We start from the raw sequence: 25,598 nt of genomic DNA, 5'->3' as shown, positions 1-25,598 counted from the left end.
AACACTCATCACTTATGAAAACAATACTCTCGTTAATTATTGCCTTATTCTTTTCACTTTCAGGCTTTTCTCAAGAATTAAAATCTACCAAATCTTTAGCTGTTGCACTTTTGCGCGCTACAGAAACTGATAAACCTGTTCTATTGATTATTAATACACCGAGAATGGCAGACCCCAGCTACTTACCACCTAATTCAAAAGTGAGTTTTAAATCGGCTTTAGACGAAAATGACGTTATTGCAAAAATTGATCAAGCATTCACTGTTTATAAAACGACTATAGTAGACACCAGTATAAGATCTATTATCCACTTAGGCAATATCAAACGTTTTCCCGCATATATTTTCCTAAGACCGAATAAAGAAATTTTTTTTAGTGATTTTGGAAACTCAACAGACAAAAAGAAGTACTTATCAATGGTAGATAAGGCATTATCAGCATATAAAGAAAAATCGATCTCAGAACTGGAGAAAGAAGTTGAAGCCGATGGGAGCAATAATAATAACCTGATCAAAAAACTTATCGATTTCAGAAAGAAAATTGGAATCACCAATAATGCAGATCTGATTGAAAAATACGTTAACAACTTGAAAATTAGTGATTTTGACAGTTATGAGAATATCCGTTATATTTTAGAATCTGGCCCTTACGCAGATGGTAAGGCTTATAAATTGATTTATAACAATAAAAAGCTGGTTGATAGTTTTTATAAAAATGAACCTTTGCAAAAAAGAGTGGCGGTTAATAATGCTATTATTTCTAACACTATGATGGCTGCAGCAAAAGAGAAAAAAGTGAGCAGAGCCATGGCAGGTGCGAATTTTGCGCGTTCTTCCTGGACCAGAGATTACAGGGCGGGTGAAAAAGCTTTCAACAATCAAATCCTTTGGTATTATAATTCGGTAAAAGACACGGCCAATTACATGAGAACAGCCATGTATTTCTATGATAACTATTATATGAATGTTAGCGCCGATAGTATTAAGAAAATTGAAGCCCGAAATCATAATGCTGCGATGCCAAGTCCATTCCCTAACAAGACAGTAAAGATGGTATCGAAAGAAAAGATGGATAGCTTAATGAAGTTTTCTACAACGAAAAGTGTAACAACACAGTCGATTGTTACTGTTACATCTTCATCCAGCAACTATGCGATGGAATTGAACAATGCAGCCTGGAAGTTTTACGAAATTGGAACAAAAAACATCAACAACCTTACCAAGGCGATGCTCTGGAGTCGCCGTTCGATAGAGCTGAATCCATTGTCAGGATATTATGATACATTAGCTCACATTCTCTATCGCATGGGTTACTATGAGGAAGCAGTTAAAACTCAGGAAACAGCTATTGAAAAAGGCAAGCAAGAAAAAACATCGGTTGCCAATTTCCAATCAGAGTTAAAAAAGATGAAAGCCAAATCGCTATAATATATCTAAATGGCCCTCATTACCGGATCTTTGACCAAAATACCCAAGATATAAGATCTATTAGGCATAGATTTCGTCGTTGGGAGATATATGCAAAAGCAACATTTGTGGGCGGAGTTTTTGGTGTACAGAAGCTATTTTTTAAATGATTAAAGGAGTTGAGTTGGTAACATCTGTTTACATGGATGGCGAACTGAGGCACCCAACTCATATGGAAATTAGTAACGGTGATACTGGACGTGCAGAAGTTGTCGAAATCATTTTTAACAAAAACGAAGTTTTATACACCGAATTGTTACTGATCTTTTTCAAAGCCCATAATCCTACTATTTTAACAGACAGGTAAATAAAATGGGATTCCCCATTCCGATCAGTTATTTTATGATAATGAGACTCAAAAAATAAAGGGAGAAGAAGTTTTAAAAAAGATTATCGACGAACATCTATACGACAAACCTATTGTTACCGAAATAAACCCAGCGTTTGTCTTTTATCCGGCTGAAGACTGCCTGCCATTAAAACTATTTTCTGCGAAATAAAGCAAGCCATTTTGCAGCGTTGTGATTCAACCGAAATTAGATAAACAGACAACAGATTTTAGGAGAAGCAAATATGACTTGCCTTAACATTAAATTTCAAACGTAAGCAAAGCATGCTGACTCGCCGTATGGATATCTCTCCAAACGCGGTTAATTTCTGATTCTTTTTTAGCAGCTTCCAATCCACAATAAGGGAAAAGTGTATCTGCGGCTCTTCTGCAGGCATGCGCAAGTTTTCTACTTACCCTGCTTACCGTTTCGAGTTGTTCATTGTCTATCGCACCAGCATAAATTAATTGATTCCAAGACTCATCAAAAGCATGATAAAATTGCAACTTTAGCGTTTCAACTGCTAATTTGCATTTATCTAATTCAGCATTGAAAAAGGCAATTTGATTTTCATTGTATCTGCGCAAGCCTGTACGGGAGAAAAAGGAATTTTCTACTAATCGGATAAAGTGTTGAGCCATTCCGAGGCTATTTACAGCCAAAGTGGTTTCGGCCAGTTGCAAAAAAGGATAATCGAAGCCCTCATCTGCAACTGCTATATTATCGTTAATTTTAAAAGTTCTATTCTTCGGAACAATTAAATCCTTAACTTCAAAAGCATGGCTTCCTGTGGCAATCAGGCCAAAATAAGACCAGCCAGAAAGGATTTCTACTTCATCTTTTTTAAGAATAAAAGACATAATAACGGGATTTCCATCTTCATCTAAAAGATCTGTCCCGTCTGTTTTCTTTAAAGAACAGTTTGCGGTAAAAATAGTGGCATGTAAAGCGCCACTGGCATATTTCCAATAGCCATTGATTAAGTAGCCGTTTTCAGTTTCGATTGCAACCCCACCAACTGCACCGCTACCGGCAAAACAAACTTGCCTGTCGGCAAAAATTTCGGTTGCCAATTCTGGATTTAAGAATCCTGCAAACCAGGCTGCACCCGCACAAAGGGTTACTGTCCACCCTAAACTGCCATCGGCCTCAGCCAGTTCTTCTTCAAGCCTTAAAATTTCCGGGAGTTTTTTACCTGCTCCACCGTAAATTTCCGGCACAAATAATTTAAACCAATTTTCCTGATAAACGAGTTCCAGGATCTCCGGATGTAATGCACCTATCTGTTCTGATTGAGCGGCATATGCACTCACTTTCTCTTGCCAGGTTATAATCACTGTATCCATATCTTTCACTTTAAATAATACTTAACTTCCGTTTTCCAATAATTTTTTTCCATTCTAAGAAGCCAAATATGGCTACTATAAATAGAAACATCGTTTGGCAGGCCAAAAGCGGCAGTTTTTTATGAAATAGTAGCGGAATGGCAACAATATTGGAAATATTTAGAAAGATCCAATTTTCGATTCTGCGCTTGGCTAAAAGCCACATGCCGGCCCATGCTACGGAGGAAACAAAAGCATCTAGAATTGGAACGTCTGAATCGGTGTGGTTTCGTAATGCAAAATACAGAATGAAAAAACCAAGCACCGAAATGAGTACGGCAATTAATAACTCCCGGTTTGTACTCCATGACACTTGATTTTCACCATCAACTTTACGCTTTTTCCAGATGATCCAGCCATAAACGCTCATCACTAAATAATAAATATTCAATAGCATCTCCGCATAAAGTTTAACATCCAGTAATAGAAACATATATAACAGAATGGATATAATTCCGGTTGGATATAACCAGATATTATTCTTTTTGGCTAATAAAACTTCAGAAATGCCGAAGCCAACAGCCAGCCACTCCACAATTGAAGTGCGTAAAATTTGTTCTTGAAAAAGCCTGAACCACTCTTGAAAATTCATTTACAATAATTTTGTCTCTCGACTAATAAAAAATAATTGAAACTGCTTTCAGGGCGAAACAGTATGGTGAATTTACCTCTTCCCTACGCCGGCATTATCCGAATCAGGTAGTATGAGTTAGAAGGCTGGAGGGGATTAAGGTGGACGGTCTTCAAAACCACATACCTTTCAACCTTTACCTTCTATCCCTTTTGGGTGTAATCTCAGCCGATGGCTGCAACAGAAATTGCAACTTAACCAGCACCCCTTTGAGTAAGGCAAATATAGATTTTTAAATTTTAAGATTTTGGTTTTATATGGAATTTGAATTGATAGGTGCTGTGAAGGGGGCTTTTTCAGCAGACGAAGTAATCTTATTGCAATTGCTATGAGTTAATTAACCTACCCAACTTTGTAGGATTGCTTTGTGCCTCGCAAAGGACGATCTTCGATTTAGTGGACTATCGCCAAATCGTCATGCTGAATTTAGTTCAGCACCTATCTGGAAAGATCCTGAAACAAGTTCAAGAGGACGATTCTGGTCCAACACCGACTTGCCAGGAGCTCAAGCCGTCTTTATCTAAAACAATCCCAATTGCCCTTTATCGTCAATCTCGATATCATTAGGGTTTGTGATTTCAAAATCAACTTTTTTCGCCGGTTTTTCATCAGCTTTCGGCTTTTCTTTAACTTTGGGCTCTTCTTTCTTTGCAGGTGCAGGTTTCGGTTTCTCTGTTACCGCTTCCGCAGGAGGTGTTTGATCAACTTCCTTTTCTACTTCTTTAACTGGCTCTGAAGCAGGCTTCTCTATTACCGGTGTTTCTTCAGGAACCACTTTTTCCGCAGTAACCGGCACACTTTTACGTTCAAATTTTGGTTTTGACTGTTCCAACACTGATGTTTCAGCAATCTCCCCGATTACTTCTGGCTTGGAAAACTCTTCACCTGCTAACGATTCACCAACTTCTTCAGTTACCTCTGTTTCCATCACCTCTCCTCGTTCAGAAGTTTCATTTGAATCATCATCGTTTCCACCCTCGTCACTTTCATCCGTTTCTTCTACCTCAATTTCAGGTTCTTCCAGCACAACTTTTTTCACTTCATGAGGCGATAAGCGATTACCGTTCGCTTTTAAACCTTTTACGTCAATTAATTCAGAAAGCATTAAATCCAATGTCTCCGGGATTTGTGTTTTACCTTTCAACACATCCACAACAACCTTTGCTGCTGGATGAGCGGTTAAAAACAATAATTTGGATTTTTGCTCTTCGCTGATGAAAATAGTCTTCCTGCCAACAGATTGCAGTTCAAAAACAAAACGTTTGATGAAATAATTCTGGGCTTTGCCTTCGAAATGAACAGCTGCAAAAACTTTCTCCGGATCAAACTTTTCAATTAAAATTAAACCATCATCAAAGTGATTGCTCAACTCAAAAGAACTTAACTCGTAGTAACCATCTTTATGAACCTGTAAAATCCGGTCATCGCCATCAAACTCGCCAAGGTATTTACCTCTGCCATCAACGTTTAGCCGTTTCAATAAATCATCATACCAAATCTTCAATCCTGATAAGGTAGAAACACCTTTACTCTTCAAGGTAATTTTTTTAACCGGGAATTTTGAAATAATATTCCCCTGCGAGCCACGCCCTTTAATCGCCACTTCAGCAAAATCCTGATCGAATTGCAGCTTACGCAGCTTGGAATGCGGTTTCAATGCAACGTTTATAATTTCAGCTTCACCATTGGGATTAGCCGTGAAATATAAAACCTTTGAGCCCTTAGATCCTTTGGTTAAATCGTACTCCTTGTCCCGCGTTACCCCAACAACTGCAAAGCGTTTGATATAGGCTGTGCCGGTGCCGCCATCTTTATAAATCAAATTATAAATGGTCCGTTCGTCATTTTTCTTAAATACATGCGCATGGATAATTCCCTTTCCAACAAAAGTTTTATCAGCCACTTTGGTAATCATGCATTTTCCATCCTCACGAAAAACAATCACTTCATCAAGATCAGAGCAATCGGCAATAAACTCATCTTTACGCAAACCAGTACCAATAAAACCATCTTCGCGGTTTACATATAACTTTACATTCGCCAGCGCTACTTTCGATGCTTCTACCCGATCAAACAGGCGGATTTCAGTTCTGCGTTCTCTGCCCTTTCCGTATTTATCTTTTAATCTCCGGAACCAGGCGATGGTATAATCAGTAAGGTGCTTCAGGTGATTTTTAACCACCTTAATTTCATCTTCCAGATTTTTCATTTGCTCATCTGCCTTTTTCACATCAAAACGGGTGATGCTACTCATTGGCTTGTCGATCAGCTTTTTAAAATCTTCTGGTAGAATTTCGCGGTAAAGCGAGGGTTTGAAAGGATCAAACAATATGTGTAGCACCTCTACAACCGTATCAAAATTATTTGAGTTTTCATATTCAGGATTTTTATACATCCCCTCCTGAATAAATATTTTAAGCAGTGAACTGAAGAAAATCTTTTCCTGCAACTCATGCAGGCGAATTTCCAGTTCCTTTTTTAATAAATGTTTAGTGTGTTTGGTATTCTCAATCAGGATATCATTTACACTTAAGAAATGCGGCTTATCTCCCTGGATAATACAGGTATTTGGTGAGATGGAAACTTCGCAGGCCGTGAAAGCGTACAGTGCATCAATGGTTACATCAGGCGAAATGCCCGGTGCCAGATGCACAATAATCTCCACATGGGCTGCCGTGCTATCCTCAATCTTTTTGATTTTAATTTTACCCTTATCGTTGGCAGCGAGGATACTATCAATCACCGAGCTGGTAGTGGTGCTATAAGGCACTTCAGTAATAACGAGCGTCTTCTTGTCCTTTTCAGTAATTTTCGCCCTAACCCGAATTTTGCCGCCACGCTGCCCTTCATTGTAATTGGAAAAATCGGCCATACCCCCTGTAAAGAAATCGGGAACAATATTCGGTCGAACGTCCTTTAGCACCTCGATAGAGGCATCCAGCAGTTCGTTAAAATTGTGCGGCATCACTTTCGTAGCCAAACCAACGGCAATACCTTCTGCCCCTTGCGCCAACAACAAAGGAAATTTAACAGGTAAAGTAATTGGTTCGTTGTTTCGTCCATCGTAACTTAACTGCCACTCGGTCGTATCCGGATTGAAAACCACTTCGTTCGCAAACTTCGATAAACGGGCCTCGATGTAACGAGGAGCTGCAGCACTGTCGCCGGTAATAGGGTCACCCCAGTTTCCCTGCATGTCAATCAGCAAATCTTTCTGACCAATTTGCACCATCGCATCGCCAATAGAGGCATCACCATGCGGGTGATACTTCATCGTGTTTCCAATCACATTGGCTGCTTTATTGAAACGTCCGTCATCCATTTCCTTTAATGAATGCATAATGCGGCGTTGAACAGGCTTTAAACCATCATGAATGTGCGGTACAGCACGATCCAAAATCACGTAAGAGGCATAATCCAGAAACCAGTTTTCGTATAAACCGTTAATTGGGGTTATCGTATGTTTGTGTTCTTCGTTTACGTTTTGGTTTAATTCTTCACTCATTTATTTACAAAAATTGGCAGCCGTAAATATAAGAAAAATGATGTGACCGAGTGAATAGAGGTTATACACATTTCAGTATTGAAAAACCTGCCGATTCTAATTTGAAAAGCAATGCCTGTAGCTTTTTTCAAGCGTTACTCCTGCTTTACGCTAAATCTTTTTTGTAACCATCTCTGTGAAATAAGAGAAACTTCTATTACAAAAAAGGATATCGCTGCAATCAGGTTTAATGAACTAAAATTTAGCGATTTCTAACTTTGGTAAGGAGCGGCTGTGTAGCCGAAATTCCCTCCCTATTATCTCCTCCAGAGGGGGATACAAGGTGCAGATAGCATGATGGAGAAAAGTATGTAAGTAAGTTTCGTACCAGTATCGGGCACATGGCAGGTAGGCACCCTGTCTCCTCCGCCGGCGGGGGAATTAAAGGGGGGTGGTTCTTATTGACGAGGTTGATGAATACAAATTCCTCCCCCTTGCCCCCTCCAGAGGGGGATACAAGGTGCAGATAGCATGATTGAGAAATGTTTTAGTAAGTTTAGTACCAGTATCGGGCACATTGCAGGTAGGCACCCTGTCTCCCCCGCCGGCGGGGGAATTAAAGGGGGTGGTTCTTATTGACGAGGTTGGTGAATACAAATTCCTCCCCCTTGCCCCCTCCAGAGGGGGATACAAGGTGCAGATAGCATGATGGAGAAAATGTTTAAGTAAGTTTCGTACCAGTATCGGGCACATGGCAGGTAGGCACCCTGTCTCCCCCGCCGGCGGGGAAATTAAAAGCGGTGGTTCTTATTGACGAAGTTGGTGAATACAAATCCCTCCCCTTGCCCCCTCCAGAGGGGGATACAAGGTGCAGATAGAATGATGGAGAAAATGCTTAAGTAAGTTTCGCACCAGTATCGGGCACATGGCAGGTAGGCACCCTGTCTCCCCCGCCGGCGGGGAATTAAAGGGGGGGGGGCTTATTGACGATGTTGGTTAATACAAATTCCTCCCCCTTGCCCCCTCCAGAGGGGGATACAAAGTGCAGATAGCATGACGTAGAAAATGTTTAAGTAAGTTTCGCACCAGTATCGGGCACATTGCAGGTAGGCACTCTGTCTCCCCCGCCGGCGGGGGAATTAAAGGGGGTGGTTCTTATTTCGAAGTTCGAAATCTTCAATATAAAAACAAATAGCCCGATTCACATTTTCAATATCTTTTAAAATTTCATCATCTTCGAATCTAAGAATGGTAAATCCAACATCTGCTAATGCTTTTTCTCTCCTTTTATCATTTTCAGCAACGCTATCCCAAGTATGGGTTAAACCATCAATTTCAATAATTAACATCAGTTCTTTACATAAAAAGTCAGCAATAAAATTTAGTATTGGTCTCTGCCTCCGAAATTGATAACCCATCATTTGTCTGCCGCTTAACAAAAATTTCCATGCGCAAGCCTCAGCTTTTGTCATTTCTTTTCGATTGGAATTAGCAAATTTTTTAAGCTCGGTATTATAATGCCAAAGATTATTTTTATTTGCCTTCTCCATGGTTCAATATAAGAAATTCGAAGAAAAGATTAAGTGGAATTATTAATTAGAGCCTCTAATTTGATCGTAAAAAATATAGATTGCTTAACACACACATTCCTCCCCCTTGCCCCCTCCAGAGGGGGATACAAGTTGCAGATAGCATGATGAAAAAAAGTATGTAAGTAAGTTTCGTACCAGTATCGGGCACATGGCAGGTAGGCACCCTGTCTCCCCCGCCGGCGGGGGAATTAAAGGGGGTGGTTCTTATTTAAAATACAATATGCGCCTGGGAAATACTATTCACTCCCCAGCAATAAACCCGAAACATTCCAGGCGCTAGAACCAGAACCTTCCGGAAGGCCCATTGGTATTGCAATTTTTATTATATGTGTTCCTGCTTTCAAATCGCCTAGAGGAATAATGTTCGGATTCGTTACCGTTCCGGGGCACCAGTTAGAACGACTTAAATCTGATGATGATAAGCCGGTTTCGAAATTTCCAGATGCCGGGTTGGATAAGCGATAAGAACCGCAATCCATCCGCCAGGGAATGAAAGAAAATGTTTCTTTTCCATCTAAAAAGATGGTATTCTTTTTAGGGACAAACTCATCTCCACCACTCCAGCCGCCATGACCAGTAGTGATGTAGCGTAGCCTGGCATCTTTCAAATCTTTTGGAAGCGTAAATGAAACTTCCAATCCCTTTTCGCTGCTAAACATGGTGGCATATTCCTGTCCAGCCATTTCCATCACATTGGTAGCATTAAACAAAGGCATCAAAACTGCTTTGTTGTCTGCCTGGTTTCTATCATTATGTAAGGTAATGTTCATTGATACCCGATGCCCGCCTTTATCATAATTTCCTATAAACACAGCTACCCAAACTTCTTTGCCATTCATCAAAGGAAAAAGTTCTGAAACATCTTGTCTGTAGTAAACCTTTTCAGCCCAATCTTTATCTTTCAACTTGAGGTAATTATATTTCCCAACACCAAAGGGAGTGAAAAATCGCATCAATTCGATTACGGGGCTATAACTGTCAGTAGCGACAACACCCTGATAGGTTTTGCCATTTCCATTATTGTAAACAGGAAGGGCATTTACAGAACTCTTTAATGCATCCAGTAAGCTGATCTTTTTATCCGTCGGGATGATGAATACAGAGCCCGTTCTATCATAAGCATCGCCGTTAGATTGTGCGGTAAGATCCACAAAAACATTTGGACTAGACTGCAACGGAGGAAATTTCACTTTTCTGGCAATTACCGTTCCACCGGCGAACCTGAAAATAGAATCGTTAGATTGTGGTTTCTCCATAAAATTGATGGTCTCATTATTGAAAATATTTAAAGTAGTGAACCTGCTTTTCCACAGCAGGTCTTTGTACGATAAACCATCCGTTAGCTTTAAATCCGCTACATCAATATACTTAAAGCTCTTAACCTCTTCGATTTTAGTGGCCGTAACGTAGCTGTTTCCATTACGGATCTGCTCTAGAACCAATCCAAGATTCTGCCCTAAAACAGTTGGCGCAGCCTTAATGCCGGCATCAGTGGTGTACCATAACTCGATGGTATTGGAGTTAACGATGGTTTTGGCCTTCTTGCAACGATAACCTAGAATTACTTTTGTTTCATCACTAAACTCAAAAACCTGTTTTTCGATAGCCGAACGATCAGCAGTTGCAATTTGGCTTTGCTTTGCTAAATTGGCTATCTGGAATAAGGTATTTTCTGGTTTAGCAATAATGCTTTGTTCATAAGGATAATTCGATCCGTTGCGCAGTATATTTTGCGAAGTGAGCAAATTTTGCCGCTCGTTAACCAAAACAATTGTTGGATTCTTATCTTCTTTTGATTTCCCATCAGCAGACCGGTTGTAGGTTATCTGATATACTGCCTTCGTTTTTAAAACTTTTTGAGCTTGTGCAATAGTCGAAATGGCAAGAAGAAAATGGAGGATGTAAAATCGTTTCATAAATGGGAAAAGACCAAATATAAGCACGCGCATCTTATCTTTCCAACCTATCTTCTACAAACGAAAATGGCAACAAACTCTTTACACTTGGCACTTTTAAAACTTCTCCGTTCAGGCAATAAAATATTACTGCTATCGGCGTTTTTTGTTTCCGCTCAAATTCTGCCATCACTTGCAGGCAGCCCCCGCAAGAAGTAACCGGTTTAGTAATTTCAAAGGTATCAGTATGTGCTGTAATGGCCATGCTTTCAATTACTGCATCAGGCTGATTAGCTCCAATAGTGAACAATGCAACGCGCTCTGCACACAATCCGGATGGATAAGCAAGGTTTTCCTGGTTGCTTCCTAAAACGATTTGTCCGGTTGCCAGGCGAATTGCTGTACCTACTTTAAACTTAGAATATGGAGAATAAGAAGTGGCTAAAGCCTGCTCCGCATTTTCACAAAGCAGCCTGTCATTTTCAGCCAATTCATCAATGCCGGCATATTGCTCAAAACTTATATTTAAATTTAATAATTTCATTTGTAATATTTTACGAAACCGCCAATGTTAAATTTCTGTAGCGGGCGAACAATTTAGGATATTTTTTGTATTAATTGCAGACGCGCTATTAAAATTAATTTTGATAGCTGGTTTTATATATTTTAAAATCACCAAACACCATCCGCTTTGAATAAATATGTACGTAAAAGTTTAAAAGTTTTACTTTGGATAATCGCTTCAATAATTATCCTGGTTGTAGGTATTGCACTCTCACTTAACATACCCGCAGTACAAAACTTTGTTAAAGGAAAGGCAATTAATTACCTTAAAAACAAAACCAAGACAGAGGTCAGTTTGGAAAGCATTAAGATTGCACTGCCAAAAGATGTAGTATTAAACAAATTCTACATCGAAGACAGAAAAGGAGACACGCTACTTTATGCCGAAAAACTGGCAGTAGATATCAGCCTCTTCAAATTGTTAAAAAACACTGTTGAGATTAATAACATTGAGCTAAAAAACATCCGGGCAAACGTAAAACGTATTGATCCGGACACTACCTTCAATTTTTCTTTTCTGGTTGATGCTTTCATGAGCGATCAGAAAAAACCCGAAGAAAAGGTTGATCAGGATACCACTTCAACACTTAAATTCTCTGTTGATAAAGTTTCTTTCGAAGATATTGGCATTACCTACCGAGATGATGTTGCCGGCAATGATGTAAAACTTTACCTCGGCGCTTTAAAAACTAAACTTAAAACCTTCGATTTAGCGAATCAACATTACGTGATCCGCGATTTGAACTTAAATAACACCTCATTAAGATACCTGCAGCAGAAACCGCTAACACAATTGGTACAACACCTCACCAACAGTGTAGACAGTGCCGAAAAGGAAACCGGTAAACTTCCACTCATAGAGGTAGAAAATTTTGCTTTTAATAATGTTAAAGTAAATTACGATGATCAAATCTCGACGACTAAAGCTGTTGCCGATGTTAACGAATTAGGGATTGTAAATTTAAAGGTCGATTTAACAAACAGTAAATATTCTGTTGAAGATGCCAAATTAAATAAGTCGAACATTCTCTTTGCCTTCAAACCCGCCCCAAGCAATAATTTGAAGAAGGTAAAAGATACCGTTGTTCCGGAAAAATCTCCGTTAGGATTAATTATAAAGAATATCAGCCTGGCAGATAACAATGTACAGTTTGATAATCTTGGTGCAAAAGCGGCTCCAAAAGGAATGGATTTTAATCACCTTAAAATTAGCGGCCTTACTTTTGGTGCAGGAGATGTAAGTTACAGCGCCGATGGTATTAAGGCTAACGTAAAAAATGGCTCTATGAAAGAGAAGAGCGGTTTTGCTTTAACTGAACTAAAGGGTAACGCCATTTATAACGATAAGCAAATTAAATTAAGCAACTTCGTTTTAAAAACGCCGAACACCACTATTGAGAATGCTACGGAATTAAACTTCACTTCTATGGAGGATTTGACCAAACATCCTGAACGTGTTAAAATGGCTTTAAGTTTAAAAAATACAACCATCGGGCTTAAAGATGCCGGCTATTTCAGCGATGCAGTTCCTGCCAACTATAGAAATGAGAAAATCAAAATTAATGCAGAATTAAATGGGTATTTGAACGACCTTAAAATTCCACGTTTACAAATTTCGGGATTAAAGAATACGCAAATAGACATTAGCGGAACGGCAAAGGGATTGCCAGATGTGAACAAAACATTTCTCGATCTGAATATCAAAAAACTCTATTTAACGAAGAGTGATATTTTAGTTGTTGTTCCGAAAAAATCTCTTCCACCATCTATAGAATTGCCAAATGTAATTAATGCAAGAGGTAAGTTTACCGGATCAATGACTGATTTCAACACCAACATGAACATTCAGACAGATATGGGTGGAGCAGTTTTAGTTGCTGGAATGAAAGGAGCAAAAGGCCGCGAAAGTTACAAAGCGGATATTACCCTGAATAACTTCAAGGTTGGCAGACTGTTAAAAATGCAACCAAAATTAGGTCGGGTTTCAGTTAAAGCTGATGTTGCCGGTACAGGCCTGGATCCAAAAAAAATAAACGCGAAGTTTAATGCCCGTGTTTTAAGTGCTTTTTATAATAAATATACTTACCGCAATTTGAAACTTGCAGGCACATATGCCAACCAGAAAGTAGTCATCAAAAGTAGCATGCCAGATAGCAATGCGAACTTTGCATTAGATGCAAATGTTAACCTTGCAGGAAAATATCCTGCTGTTAGGGCAGATTTAAATTTAAAACAAATTAACCTTCAGGCATTAAATTTTAGTCCGACAGTGTTAAGTGCTGCTGGGGTTGTAAAGGTTGACCTGGCAACCGCCGATGCAGATTACTTAAATGGAAATGTTGACATTACAGGTTTACAATTGGTAAAAGATCAACAACGAATTAATGTAGATACCATCTCTGTTTTTGCTAAAACGAATGAAACAGAGAACTTACTGACTTTAAAATCAGAAGTGTTATCAGCAAAATTAGATGGCAAATACCAGTTAACAAAGGTGAGTAATGCCATCATTAACGAAATCAATAAATATTATGCGTTTGGGGAAGTAACAAAGATTCCGGATCAAAGGATACGATTCTTTGTACAGGTTTACGATTCTAAATTGTTAAAGCAGTTTGTACCGGAACTAACCGTTTTCAAACAATCGCAATTTTACGGTTTAATCGATACACAAAAAGACAGTCTGCAAATTAAAGGGAACTTCCCGCAAATTGTTTACGGTGATTTTAAGGTAGATACCACCGTTTTAAATATTAATAACGATAATAATAAATTAGATTACGCCTTAACTGTTAAAGCGCTTCAAAGTCCGTCGGTTTCCCTGTTCAATACCGAAATTAGCGGCAATGCAGCTAACAATTTACTGGGTGTAAATATTTTCCTTCGTGATAGACAACGCAAGGATAAATATGTAATTGGTGGAAATTTCCAGTCGATTAATAAAGATTTCAAATTTACTTTAGATCCTCAAAAACTCTTACTTGACTACCAAAAATGGGTTGTTTCACAAGATAACTACATACAGTTTGGTGCATCTGGAATCTTAGTGAATCAATTCCAGATCAGTAATAATGGTCAATCGCTATCTATCAACAGTAATCCAACAAAGCCCAATGCGCCATTGGCAGTTGAGTTTAAAGATTTTCAGTTGGAAACATTAACCAAGTTTGCAGAAACCGATACTACCCTGGTTGGCGGACGCTTGAACGGAACAGCGAACGTGAAAGACTTGGCCACTGCCGCGAAGTTTGAAGCGAATTTAACGATTGATCAGCTGCGCTACCAAAAAGATCAATTGGGAACGCTACGTTTAGCCGTAAATAATGATACCAAAAATGCTTTTGAGGTTAACGTTGCTTTAAGTGGTGTTCATGATTTACGTGTAAACGGTTTTTACTATACCGCACCACAAAGTGCATTGGATCTGACGGTTAATATTGATAAGATTGAGATGAAAAATATTGAAAGCTTATCTGCAGGTCAGTTAAAAAACGGAACCGGAACACTTTCGGGTGCACTTACTGTTAAGGGCGCATTAACCGCTCCAAAAATCTTAGGTGATCTGACTTTTAATAACGCAGGAATCAATGTAGCCTATGTGAATTCATATTTCAGAATGCCTAATGAAAAGATTTCCTTTACCAATGAGGGAATAGCTTTTAACAACTTTACACTGATTGATTCACTTAACCAGAAAGCAACCATTAATGGAAAGATATTAACGACCGATTACAGAAATTATCGCTTTGGTTTGGATATCAAAATGAATAACTTCCGGGCAATTAATTCTACTGCCGCAGATAATGAGATGATTTACGGTAAAGTTTACCTCACCAGCGACATTAAAGTTCGGGGAGACTTGAATCAGCCGGATGTAAATATGAATATCAAGGTAAATAAAGATACCAGGTTCTTCTTCGCCTTACCAGCTAATGATCCATCAATTATAAGTCAGGAAGGAATTGTACAATTTATAGATGCAGATGCGCCACCGTTTAATGGTCAAAAAGCCTTGAAGGTTGATAGCATCAGTAAATCGCCTGTTAAAGGAATCAATCTTGTTGCGGCCATTTCCATCGATCCAGAGGCAGAACTTAACGTAGTGGTAGATCCATCCAATGGCGATGCCTTAAACATAAAAGGAGAAGCCAATTTAAATGCAACGATGGATCCGAGTGGTAAAATCAGTCTGACTGGCCGTTACGAAGTAGTTGATGGCTCTTATAACTTATCGATTGGTCCGTTAGGTAAAAAAGAATTTAGATTAGTAAAAGGAAGTACCCTCATTTGGACCGGGGAACCGACTGCTGCAAACGTAAACTTAACCGCACTTTATGAAGTTAATGCCGCACCAATTGATTTATTAAATCAGCCGGATTTATACGAGGCCAGAACAAAATTACCGTTCCAGGTTTATTTAATGATGAAAGGAGAGTTATTGAAACCCATCATTTCATTTAGGTTAGACTTACCAGAAAATGAACGTAATGCTTTAGGCGGACAAGTTTACACCAAATTAATTAATGTAAACAGAAATGAAAGCGAGTTAAATAAACAGGTATTTGCATTGCTGGCCCTGAATAGATTTATCGCCAATAATCCATTTGAAAGTTTGGCCGGCGGCGGAGGTGGCGTTTCTACATTAGCCCGTTCGAGCGTAAGTAAACTCTTAACTGAACAATTAAATAACCTAACATCTGACTTAATTCAGGGTGTAGACCTTAATTTTGGCGTAAATTCATCAGAAGACTATTCTACAGGATCAATGCAGCAAAAAACAGATCTTGAAGTTGGTTTATCTAAAAAGCTACTGAATGATAGATTAACAGTAACTGTTGGAAGCTCATTTGCTTTAGAAGGTCCGCAGGCGCCGGGTGAAAAATCTACAGATATTGCAGGTAACGTGAATGTGGAATATGCATTATCAGCAGATGGAAGATATAGATTGCGTGCATACAGAAGAAACCAAAACGATGTGATTGTGCAGGGACAGATTATAGAAACAGGTTTAGGATTTACCCTTGTTGTAGATTACAATAAATTCAGAGAAATATTCCAGAAGAAAAGAAATAGAAGATCAAAAAACATTGAACAGAAAGCACAAAATGAGAAAACTAACTAGACCTACCCTATTTTTATTGGCCTGTTTAGTTTACGCGGGCTGTAGCAGTACCAAATCCTTAAAGCCAGGGCAGATTTTATATACCGGAGCTGAAATAAACATTAATCCGGATTCTTCGGGCAAAATTGATGATGAAAAACAGGTAAAGGCAGATTTAAAAAGCAAAACAAGGCCAAAGCCAAATAACAAATTAAAACTGGCCATTTATAACTTTGCCGGCGAGCCTAAAAAAGCAAAAGGCGGTTTAAGGAACTGGATTAGAAAAAAAGGTGAGGCACCTGTGCTTTTGAGTGAAGTAAAATTAAAATACAACAACGATGTATTAACCAGCTATCTGCTAAGTGAAGGGTACCTTCAGGCTGAAGTTACAGGTGATACCGTGGTGAAAGCGAAAAAAGGAAAGGCCATTTACACGGCAAATACTGGTGAGCGGTATAAAATTAATAGCATAACGTTTCCACCGGATACGGGTTTATTAACTAAAATCATCAACAATAATAAAGGTAAAACTTTATTAAAAGTGGGCGACTATTACGACTTAGACACTTACACAAATGAGCGGATTAGAATTGATAATGATTTAAAGGAAAATGGTTTCTTTTATTTTAGTCCTGATTATTTAATTATGCAGGTGGATAGTACCATTGGCAAAAACCTGGTAAATGTATCCGTTAAGGTTAAAGATATTGCTCCTGATGCAGGGTTGAAACCTTATACCATCAAAAACATTAATATCTATCCAAATTATTCACTAAGAAGAGATACCGTTTTAAGACGCTTAAAGCCTTTAGAATACAAAGATTTTAATATCTACGACGACCGAAATACTTTCAAACCAAGATTGTTTGATCGTTTGGTATTCTTTCAAAAAGGAGAACCATATAACCGTAGAGATCATAACCAGTCATTAAACCGAATGGTAAATGTGGGTGCTTTTCAGGATGTAAGGGCGGAGTTTTTACCTGTTGATAGTTTTCAAAATAATCAGCTTGATCTGAATATCTATTTAACACCACTTAAAAAGAATTCACTAACATTTGGGGTTACAGGAACAAGTAAATCGAATAACTTTGTGGGTTCTGAAGTTAGGGTAACCCAAACAACCAGGAACCTTTTTAGAGGTGCTGAGCAATTAGACATTAGCGTTGCCGGCGGTTTTGAAACGCAAACCAGGGGAACATCATTAGGTAAAAATTCTGTCTCGCTCACTACCGAGGCAAAATTAACTTTTCCAAGATTTATTGTTCCCTTTTACAAACCAAACAGTACCACAGCCTTTATTCCGAAAACGATTGCATCACTTTCTTATCAAATGCTAAACAGGGGTGGTGAATACACATTGAATGCTTTTAAAGGAGAATTTGGTTATAACTTCAAAGAAAACCAGTATAAGGAACATAACTTTAACCCGATTTCCGTGAGTTATATCGCAACGGGCTTTCCCTCAACTGACATACGAGACAGTTTATATAAAGTAAATCCATTGCTTAGAACAACTTTAGAAAATCAGTTTATCATTGGTAGTAACTATAATTTCACTTACACCAACCAGATGGAAACTAACCGGAGGAACAATACTTTCTTTTTTGGGAGCATAGAAACCGGCGGAAACCTATGGGGTGCTTTTGTTCCTAAAGATGCCGAAGGTAAACGCTCTATCTTTAATGTACCCTTATCTCAATTCATCAGATTAGAGGCCGACTTAAGAGATTATTATAAAGTTACCAGAAATGTAACCTGGGCAAACCGCTTAAATCTTGGTTATGGTTATGCATATGGAAACAGTACGTCTCTACCATTTGTGAGACAATTCTTTGCTGGCGGAAGTAATGATATCAGGGCTTTTCCAGCCAGAACATTAGGTCCTGGAACGTACAAAGTTTCGGAAGATGCTATATTTGCGGATCAGGGCGGGGATATAAAGCTGATGCTAAACTCAGAATTAAGGTTTAAATTAGTGAGCGTTTTATACGGAGCGTTATTTGTTGATGCCGGTAATGTTTGGTTAAGAAAAGAAGATGTTGGTGTACCTGGAACAGCAAATACCGGAAGACCAGGATCTGAATTTAAACTGAAAAATACTTTAAATGAACTGGCTGTAGGCACTGGTGCTGGTTTAAGGGTTGACGCTACTATTTTCGTAGTTCGCTTAGATGTGGCATTCCCGGTACGTAAACCTTATTTACCAGAAGGCCAGCGTTGGGTATTTGATAATATCGCCTTTGGCGATAAAGCCTGGAGAAGAGAGAATTTAATCTTTAACATTGGAATAGGATATCCGTTTTAATTTTTCGAATGAAGTTAGTTAAGAAGGTCAGACAATTTTTCATCGCTTTATATCATTTATTCATTGCCGCCGGAAAAGGGTTTGTAGAAGATAGAGTGACGAAACTTAGTGCGGCATTGGCCTACTATACCATCTTCTCTTTAACACCACTTATCATTATTGTTTTATCTGCTGCCACGATCTTTTTAGGTAATAAAAGCAATACAGATACCCGTGATAAATTCTTCGCACAAATCACCAATATGGTTGGGAAGGATGCTGCTACTCAAATTCAAGGTTTTGTTGAACACTCAACCAAAAGCGGGCAATCTACCATCGGACTAATTATCGGAATCGGTACACTGATTATTGGATCGACGGCAATATTTATTGAGATTCAGGATAGCATCAACATGATCTGGAAAGTAAAAGCGATTCCTAAAAAGGGCTGGCTGAAAATGTTAACTAACCGGTTGCTTTCTTTTTCGCTTATTGTTTCCATGGGGTTTTTACTTCTCGTATCACTTGTAATTAATAGTGTAGTAGTTGGTCTTGGAGATAAGCTGATTTCTCTGCTGTCTAAAAGCCAGATAGATGAGGTTATTCCTGTCGCTGATGATACGATGGCATTGATCATCTATATTTTAAATAATGTGATTACCCTGGCCGCAGTTACAGCGGTGTTCACCGTAATATTTAAGGTACTTCCAGATGTGGTAATTAAATGGAAATCGGCTATTATAGGCGCGTTATTTACCGCAGTACTTTTTAGTTTAGGTAAATATTTAATTGGAATTTACATTGAGAAAGGTAATCCCGGTTCTGCATTTGGTGCCGCAAGCTCGATCATCGTTATCTTACTTTGGATTTATTATACCTCGATAATACTTTATTTCGGTGCTGAGTTTACTCAAGCTTATGCCGAGAAGTTCGATGGCGGTATTTCACCTAGCAAATATGCAGTATTTACCAAAATTACGATTGTAGAAAAACAGGTTGATGTTCTTCCCCCGCAGCATCCGGAAGATACGGTACATGCACCAGACAAATAAAGCCTGCCTTTAATTCTTTAACGGATGAACTTCAGTATTTTTTCTACTAACTCATGTTCTAAAAACGGCTTAAGCACAAGTTCATCCATCCCCGAAGCTAAATATTTTAATCTGTCTTCCCATAGAATATTGGCTGTTACTCCCAATATGGGTGTATTTTTCTTTTTTATATCATGGTTTTTTCTGATTTTCTGTGTAAGTTCTATACCACCCATTTCTGGCATTTGTATATCTGTAAGAATAAGATCGTATTCATTTTCCTTAAAATATCCGTAAGCTTCTTTTCCATTATATACAGCATCAAAAGAGATTTTATATTTCTTAAGGATGGTACTGGCCAGTAAAATATTCAACATGTTATCATCCACCAGCAAAATTCTTTTTCCAGTCAGAGAAGCAGCGCTGTGATATAATTTTGATGTTGAAGATTCTATTAGAATCGGTTTCACCGTTGTTCGATAAGATAGTTCAAAAGAAAAGACAGATCCCTCTCCTTCCCTACTTTTCACACCTATCGTGCCACCTTGAAATTCTACAATCTTCTTACAGATAGCCAACCCTAATCCGGTACCCTGTTGTCTCTCTTTAGTAGAAGGATAATAAACCTGGGTAAATTCCTCAAAAATAATTAGCTGATCGATCGGGTTTATGCCCATGCCGGTATCAGTGATATTCACATTCAGTTTCGCTTGCCCTTCCTGCACAATGGTTAAATCTGCATGTAGTGTTACCGTTCCATTTAAAGTAAATTTGATGGCATTGCTTAATAAATTCATCACAACTTGTTTTAAGCGCAAAGGATCACCCAATATATATATGTCATCGTTAATATTCAGGTCCATTTTGAAGCCAATTTTCTTTATGGTGGCCTGTACACTCATGCTATCAAAAACGTCTTTTATTGCGGCATATGGAGAGAAAGATACTTGTTCTAAAATGACTTTCCCTGTCTCATATTTAGAGAAATCGAGGATATTATTTACTACTTCGAGTAGCATAAGGGATGACCTTTCGATTGCGCTAACCTGTTCTCTTTGTTTTTCTCCAAGGTTGATCTGCGCTAACTGCTCCGAAAAACCGACAATAGAGTTTAAAGGCGTTCTGATTTCATGACTCATATTAGCCAGAAAGCGGCTTTTCGAAATAGCATAGTAAGCTGCCTTATCACTGTGTGCTATTAATGCTTTTTCATTCTTATAAAAATGATAAATCATATAAAAAACAAATGCCAACAGCCCTATCGCGAGTGCAAGCAAGACCCTTGTAAACTTATCTAGATTTTCTATTTCATCAAGCACTGTCATATCAGCGATTTGATGAGCAGAGGAATGATAATCACGCTCAGTTGATTTATATTTTTTCAGTCTGTCAACAATTGCCAAAATCAACAGATGATTTATATTAAGCAATTGCTTTTCTTTGTTTTTGAGCTTGTTATTTGTTAAAAAAAGTTTGAGGTAATAATTGTTAAGAGCAGTAAGCTGTCTATTATTATCAATCAGGTTTAAGGAAGAGGTATCTGCAATGGCTGTTTCTGCTAAAATTGATTTAGCGCTATTAGTTTCATTTTTAGTTCTACCGTTAATAGCAGCAATTACCCGACAAAAAAAATGCTTTTTCTGATCCGCAGCTATTTTTGGTTTAATGGTATCAATTATGTTTTTGAATTGTTTTGTGGTGAAAAGCCTGGCTTGAGGACTATTTCCTTTTACCACCTCACTTACCTGGACAGAAAAATTAATTAGACTATCCGAAAGCCGTTTTAGAAAAATAAATTGTTGGGTTTGTAGTTTCTTTTGAGCAATTAAGCGATCAAAATCTTTGGAAACGAGGGCATTTTCTTTATTATTCTTATTATTGAGGCTTTCCATAGTTAAGGAGATTTCGGCAATCTCCTTAACAAATAAATCATAGTAACTTCGATCCTCGCTAAGGATATACATTCTGCAGCTGTTTTCTGCATTATAAAGTTTAAAGATACAGCTATCAAATTTAACACATCCGTATTGTACCTGGGTACTTTTCTTCACCGACTTTAGCAGTGGTATGTTAGAGAAATTTACGAATAAAACTGCCGTTATACCGAAAATCGCTAAAATTGAAGATACGACTACTAAATACTTTCTGGCTGAACTTTTTACAGGTTTCAAATGCGTTGATTTAATTTGTGATTACATCAACGCCGAAATTTATGCTACTTCATCAATAATTTTAGGTTCTTCTTCTACTACCTCGTCTTTTTCTACTCGCAGATTTCTGATGATGTGTTGCTGCCTGTCGGGAGTGTTTTTTCCCATGTAGTATTCCAGCAAACTTTTAATGGTCTGATCTTTCAAAATAACAGGGTCGAGCCTGATATCTTTACCAATAAACAAACCAAATTCATCAGGAGAAATCTCTCCCAACCCTTTAAAACGAGTAATTTCAGGTTTGTTGCCTAATTTTGCAATAGCATTTCGACGCTCTTCATCACTATAACAATAAATAGTTTCTTTTTTATTTCGAACCCGGAATAATGGGGTTTGTAAAATGTAAACATGACCTGCCTTTACTAAATCAGGAAAGAACTGAAGGAAGAAAGTCATCATAAGTAAACGAATGTGCATTCCATCTACGTCTGCATCAGTTGCAATAACGATGTTATTATAATGCAGGCCTTCTAAACCATCTTCAATATTAAGTGCATGCTGTAATAAATTAAATTCTTCATTTTCATAAACTACTTTTTTCGTTAACTCGTAGCAGTTAAGCGGTTTACCCTTTAAACTAAAAACTGCCTGGCAATCTACATCTCGTGATTTTGTAATTGAACCTGATGCCGAGTCTCCTTCGGTGATAAACAATGTTGTTTCGTAACGCTTTTCGTGTGTACTGTTGAAGTGCACTTTGCAATCGCGAAGCTTCTTATTATGTAACGAAGCTTTCTTTGCACGATCATTTGCCAGCTTTTTAATGCCTGCAATATCTTTACGCTCACGCTCAGACTGGTTGATTCGTTTTAAAAGCGCATCGGCTACATCCGGATTTTTGTGGAGATAATCATCCAGTTCCTTCTTCACGAAATCATTAATGAACGTGGCTACTGATGGTCCTTCTGGCCCCATGTTTTGAGAACCAAGTTTAGTCTTCGTCTGTGATTCGAATACAGGTTCCTGAACCCGCACTGAAATGGCAGCAATGATAGATGAACGGACATCGGCAGCATCAAACTCTTTCTTAAAAAACTCTCTTACTGTTTTTACTACCGCGGCACGGAAAGCTGCCTGATGAGTTCCCCCCTGTGTGGTATGCTGTCCGTTAACAAATGAGTGATAATCTTCGCCATACTGCTGGCCGTGAGTCATGGCAATTTCAATGTCGTTACCAATCATATGGATAATTGGATAACGAATTTCTTCCGGCTTATTGAATTTAGAAAGGAGATCATACAATCCTCTTTCCGAAAAATATTTTTGATTATTAAAATTTACGGTTAAGCCGGTGTTCAGGAACACATAGTTCCACACCATACTTTCTACAAAATCAGGAATGTAGTGGTAGTTTCTAAAAATGGTTTCATCAGGATAAAAGGTAATGGCAGTACCATTTCGCTGAGTAGTATCAATAATGGGTTGTTCGTTAACAATCTCCCCTTTCGAAAACTCTACCTTTTTGCTTTTACCATCCCGGTAGGATTGAACGGTAAAACTGGCAGATAATGCATTTACTGCCTTCGTACCCACTCCGTTTAACCCTACTGATTTCTGAAAGGCATTACTATCGTATTTACCTCCTGTATTAATTTTACTTACGCAATCTATAACTTTTCCTAACGGAATGCCACGACCATAATCCCTAACATTTATTTTTTGCTCGGAAACTGTAATTTCGATGGTTTTTCCTGTGCCCATTACGAACTCATCGATAGAGTTATCGACGATTTCCTTTAACAAAACATAAATTCCATCGTCTTGCGCAGAGCCGTCACCCAACTTACCGATATACATACCGGGCCGTAATCTGATGTGTTCTTTCCAATCTAATGAGCGAATACTGTCGTCGTTATAAACTACTTCTGCCATAAATTTTATATTTGTCATCAGGTTGATAGAACTTTGTGATTACACAAAGGAGCGATACCGAGAGATGTTCGGAGCAAGCTTTAACATTCAACCTGACAATATTTTTGGGATGATTTGATATCGAGTAAATGAGAAATATCAAAAAAGGATTCTCAAAAATCGAATAGCAAAAATTATTTACAATAATACTCCTAATCTTCGAAGCAAGCAAATGAAAATTTCAACATTAAAAGGCTTTTGATTTTCGTTGTTTGTTTTTAGTTTTTAGTTACTCGTTTTCCTGTTCTCAGTTTCTCTTATCCATATTTTCCCTATCTTCATCCCTTAATTATTATTCTTTTAATGCAACAAAAAAAGCAACTTTCGCTCTTCGATTTATCCATGATTGTGGTCAGTTTGGTAATCGGAATGGGCATATTTCGTACGCCGGTAAACGTGGCTGCGAAAGCCCAGATTCCCGAATTATTTTATCTGGCCTGGTTTATTGGTGGTTTTGTTGCATTTTGTGGTGCACTTACATATGCCGAAATCGGCTCAAGATATCCGGTAACGGGAGGTTATTATAAAATCTTTTCTGCCGCTTACCATCCTTCCATTGCTTTTGCCATCAATTGCATCGTGATTATTTCGAGTGCAGCCTCTGTAGCAGCAATCTCCATTATTGGCGCTGAATATTTGGGCAAAATCATTTTACCAGCAGATATGCAAACAGATTTTTACAGGGTTATCATTGCAATCACTACGATATTGGTTTTCTATTTCATTAATTTACTTGGGCTAAAAGCAAGTGCTAAAACACAGAATGTATTAACCATTGTCAAAATCGCCTTAATCTTATTGCTCATTTGTGCCGTCTTTTTTGGCTCACAAACTCAGGCAGTGACACCTGTTTTCAAAACTCAAACCGGTACCGTACCTACCTGGTCAGATTATGGAAAAGCATTAGGCTTATGTTTAATAGCCGTTTCATTCTCTTACGCAGGCTATGCACAAACCATCAATTTTGGAGGTGAGGTAAAAGAAGCAAAGAAAGTTATTCCGCGTTCAATCATTATTGGTTTATCGATAATCGTATCACTTTATCTAATTATTAATTATGTTTATGTAAAGGTAATCGGCTTCGAAGAATTGAAAACTGCTGAAAGTATTGCGGCAATTTTAGCTTCAAAAATATTTGGTCCGGCGGGATTTAAAATGCTTTCGGTGATCATTTTCGTATCCGTGATGGGTTACGTCAATGTGAATTTATTAAGCAACCCGAGAGCGATGTTTGCCATGGGCGAAGAAGGCGCGCTTCCAAAAATATTCAGTAAGATAAATCCGAAAACGGAAGTAATCACCCTGAGCCTGACTGTTTTTACGCTAATTGCTGTGGTGGTTATTTTCTATGCGAAAACCTTCGATAAAATTTTAAACTATACCATCTTTCTGGAAAGCATCAGTATGGCAAGTTCTGCTGCCACTATCTTCATTTTAAGAAAAAGAACTGCACATCTTGATAAAAAAACAATTTACACTGTACCCCTATATCCAATATTACCAATCATATTTATCGCTGCTTATACTTTCGTTGCCTTTAGTATCTATGCGGATGATCCTGATGCAGCGCTGAATGGGCTATATATTTTTACAGGGTTTATAATTATTTATTTCGTTTCGAGGTTTTTCAAAAAATAAGTAATTAATCAGTCTTTTAAACAACCCGATTAACTTATCAGCACTAAATCGCTTCCATTCTTGTCTTTTCAGGA

General features: G+C 38.2%; 15 protein-coding genes. 7 read left to right on the top strand and 8 right to left on the bottom strand.

Annotation, left to right across the window (positions count from 1 at the left end):
- The first annotated feature begins 14 nt into the window (after positions 1-14).
- From GJU39_RS01700 to GJU39_RS24255, 3 genes are all read left to right on the top strand, one after another.
- Positions 15-1,427 carry a hypothetical protein gene (locus GJU39_RS01700; RefSeq protein WP_154278958.1) on the top strand — a complete coding sequence of 471 codons (1,413 nt, stop codon included), beginning with the start codon at positions 15-17 and terminating at the stop codon, positions 1,425-1,427.
- Between the two features lie 145 nt (positions 1,428-1,572).
- Positions 1,573-1,773: a peptide-methionine (S)-S-oxide reductase gene (locus GJU39_RS24035; RefSeq protein WP_154278957.1), complete on the top strand. Its 201-nt coding sequence runs from the start codon at positions 1,573-1,575 to the stop codon at positions 1,771-1,773.
- A 10-nt stretch (positions 1,774-1,783) separates the two neighbouring features.
- A complete protein-coding gene (locus GJU39_RS24255; protein WP_379104761.1) occupies positions 1,784-1,966 on the top strand; it encodes a peptide-methionine (S)-S-oxide reductase in 183 nt (60 codons plus the stop codon).
- An 89-nt stretch (positions 1,967-2,055) separates the two neighbouring features.
- On the opposite strand, the gene GJU39_RS01685 is transcribed toward GJU39_RS24255, so the two are convergent.
- The 6 genes from GJU39_RS01685 to GJU39_RS01660 all read right to left on the bottom strand — a co-directional run bounded on the left by GJU39_RS01685 (position 2,056) and on the right by GJU39_RS01660 (position 11,326).
- Positions 2,056-3,141 carry an acyl-CoA dehydrogenase family protein gene (locus GJU39_RS01685; protein ID WP_154278956.1) on the bottom strand — a complete coding sequence of 362 codons (1,086 nt, stop codon included), beginning with the start codon at positions 3,139-3,141 and terminating at the stop codon, positions 2,056-2,058.
- Between the two features lie 10 nt (positions 3,142-3,151).
- Positions 3,152-3,772 (bottom strand): nicotinamide riboside transporter PnuC, encoded by a 621-nt coding sequence (gene pnuC / locus GJU39_RS01680; protein WP_154278955.1) that lies wholly within the window; start codon positions 3,770-3,772, stop codon positions 3,152-3,154.
- A 559-nt stretch (positions 3,773-4,331) separates the two neighbouring features.
- A complete protein-coding gene (locus tag GJU39_RS01675) occupies positions 4,332-7,316 on the bottom strand; it encodes a DNA gyrase/topoisomerase IV subunit A (RefSeq protein WP_154278954.1) in 2,985 nt (994 codons plus the stop codon).
- A 1,118-nt stretch (positions 7,317-8,434) separates the two neighbouring features.
- Positions 8,435-8,845: an endonuclease domain-containing protein gene (locus tag GJU39_RS01670; RefSeq protein ID WP_154278953.1), complete on the bottom strand. Its 411-nt coding sequence runs from the start codon at positions 8,843-8,845 to the stop codon at positions 8,435-8,437.
- 278 nt (positions 8,846-9,123) lie between these two features.
- Complete coding sequence (locus tag GJU39_RS01665; protein ID WP_154278952.1) at positions 9,124-10,803, bottom strand: PNGase F N-terminal domain-containing protein; 1,680 nt, start codon at positions 10,801-10,803, stop codon at positions 9,124-9,126.
- 34 nt (positions 10,804-10,837) lie between these two features.
- On the bottom strand, positions 10,838-11,326 hold the full coding sequence (locus GJU39_RS01660) for a cytidine deaminase (RefSeq protein WP_154278951.1): 489 nt from the start codon (positions 11,324-11,326) through the stop codon (positions 10,838-10,840).
- Positions 11,327-11,473: 147 nt separating this feature from the next.
- Here GJU39_RS01660 and GJU39_RS01655 point away from each other — a divergent pair, with 147 nt between their 5' ends.
- From GJU39_RS01655 to GJU39_RS01645, 3 genes are read left to right on the top strand one after another with little or no spacing between them, the layout of a single operon-like run.
- Positions 11,474-16,468 (top strand): translocation/assembly module TamB domain-containing protein, encoded by a 4,995-nt coding sequence (locus GJU39_RS01655; protein WP_154278950.1) that lies wholly within the window; start codon positions 11,474-11,476, stop codon positions 16,466-16,468.
- Positions 16,452-18,755 (top strand): translocation and assembly module lipoprotein TamL, encoded by a 2,304-nt coding sequence (gene tamL, locus GJU39_RS01650; RefSeq protein WP_154278949.1) that lies wholly within the window; start codon positions 16,452-16,454, stop codon positions 18,753-18,755. The genes GJU39_RS01655 and tamL overlap by 17 nt, the downstream gene beginning before the upstream one ends.
- Before the next feature lie 8 nt (positions 18,756-18,763).
- Entirely contained in the window at positions 18,764-19,786 is a 1,023-nt protein-coding gene (locus GJU39_RS01645; RefSeq protein ID WP_154278948.1) for a YihY/virulence factor BrkB family protein, read from the top strand.
- A gap of 17 nt (positions 19,787-19,803) precedes the next feature.
- Here the strand turns inward: GJU39_RS01645 and GJU39_RS01640 are convergent, their stop codons facing one another.
- Positions 19,804-21,936: an ATP-binding protein gene (locus GJU39_RS01640; RefSeq protein ID WP_154278947.1), complete on the bottom strand. Its 2,133-nt coding sequence runs from the start codon at positions 21,934-21,936 to the stop codon at positions 19,804-19,806.
- Positions 21,937-21,975: 39 nt separating this feature from the next.
- Positions 21,976-23,847 carry a DNA topoisomerase IV subunit B gene (locus GJU39_RS01635; RefSeq protein ID WP_154278946.1) on the bottom strand — a complete coding sequence of 624 codons (1,872 nt, stop codon included), beginning with the start codon at positions 23,845-23,847 and terminating at the stop codon, positions 21,976-21,978.
- Between the two features lie 342 nt (positions 23,848-24,189).
- Between GJU39_RS01635 and GJU39_RS01630 the strand changes: the two genes are divergently transcribed.
- Positions 24,190-25,524 (top strand): APC family permease, encoded by a 1,335-nt coding sequence (locus GJU39_RS01630; RefSeq protein ID WP_154278945.1) that lies wholly within the window; start codon positions 24,190-24,192, stop codon positions 25,522-25,524.
- Positions 25,525-25,598: the final 74 nt, after the last annotated feature.

It is taken from the genome of Pedobacter petrophilus, assembly GCF_009674725.1.
Classification (GTDB): Bacteria; Bacteroidota; Bacteroidia; order Sphingobacteriales; family Sphingobacteriaceae; genus Pedobacter; species Pedobacter petrophilus.
The sequence above is the reverse complement of the archived record's forward strand: the minus strand, read 5'-3'. Positions and strand labels throughout refer to the sequence as shown.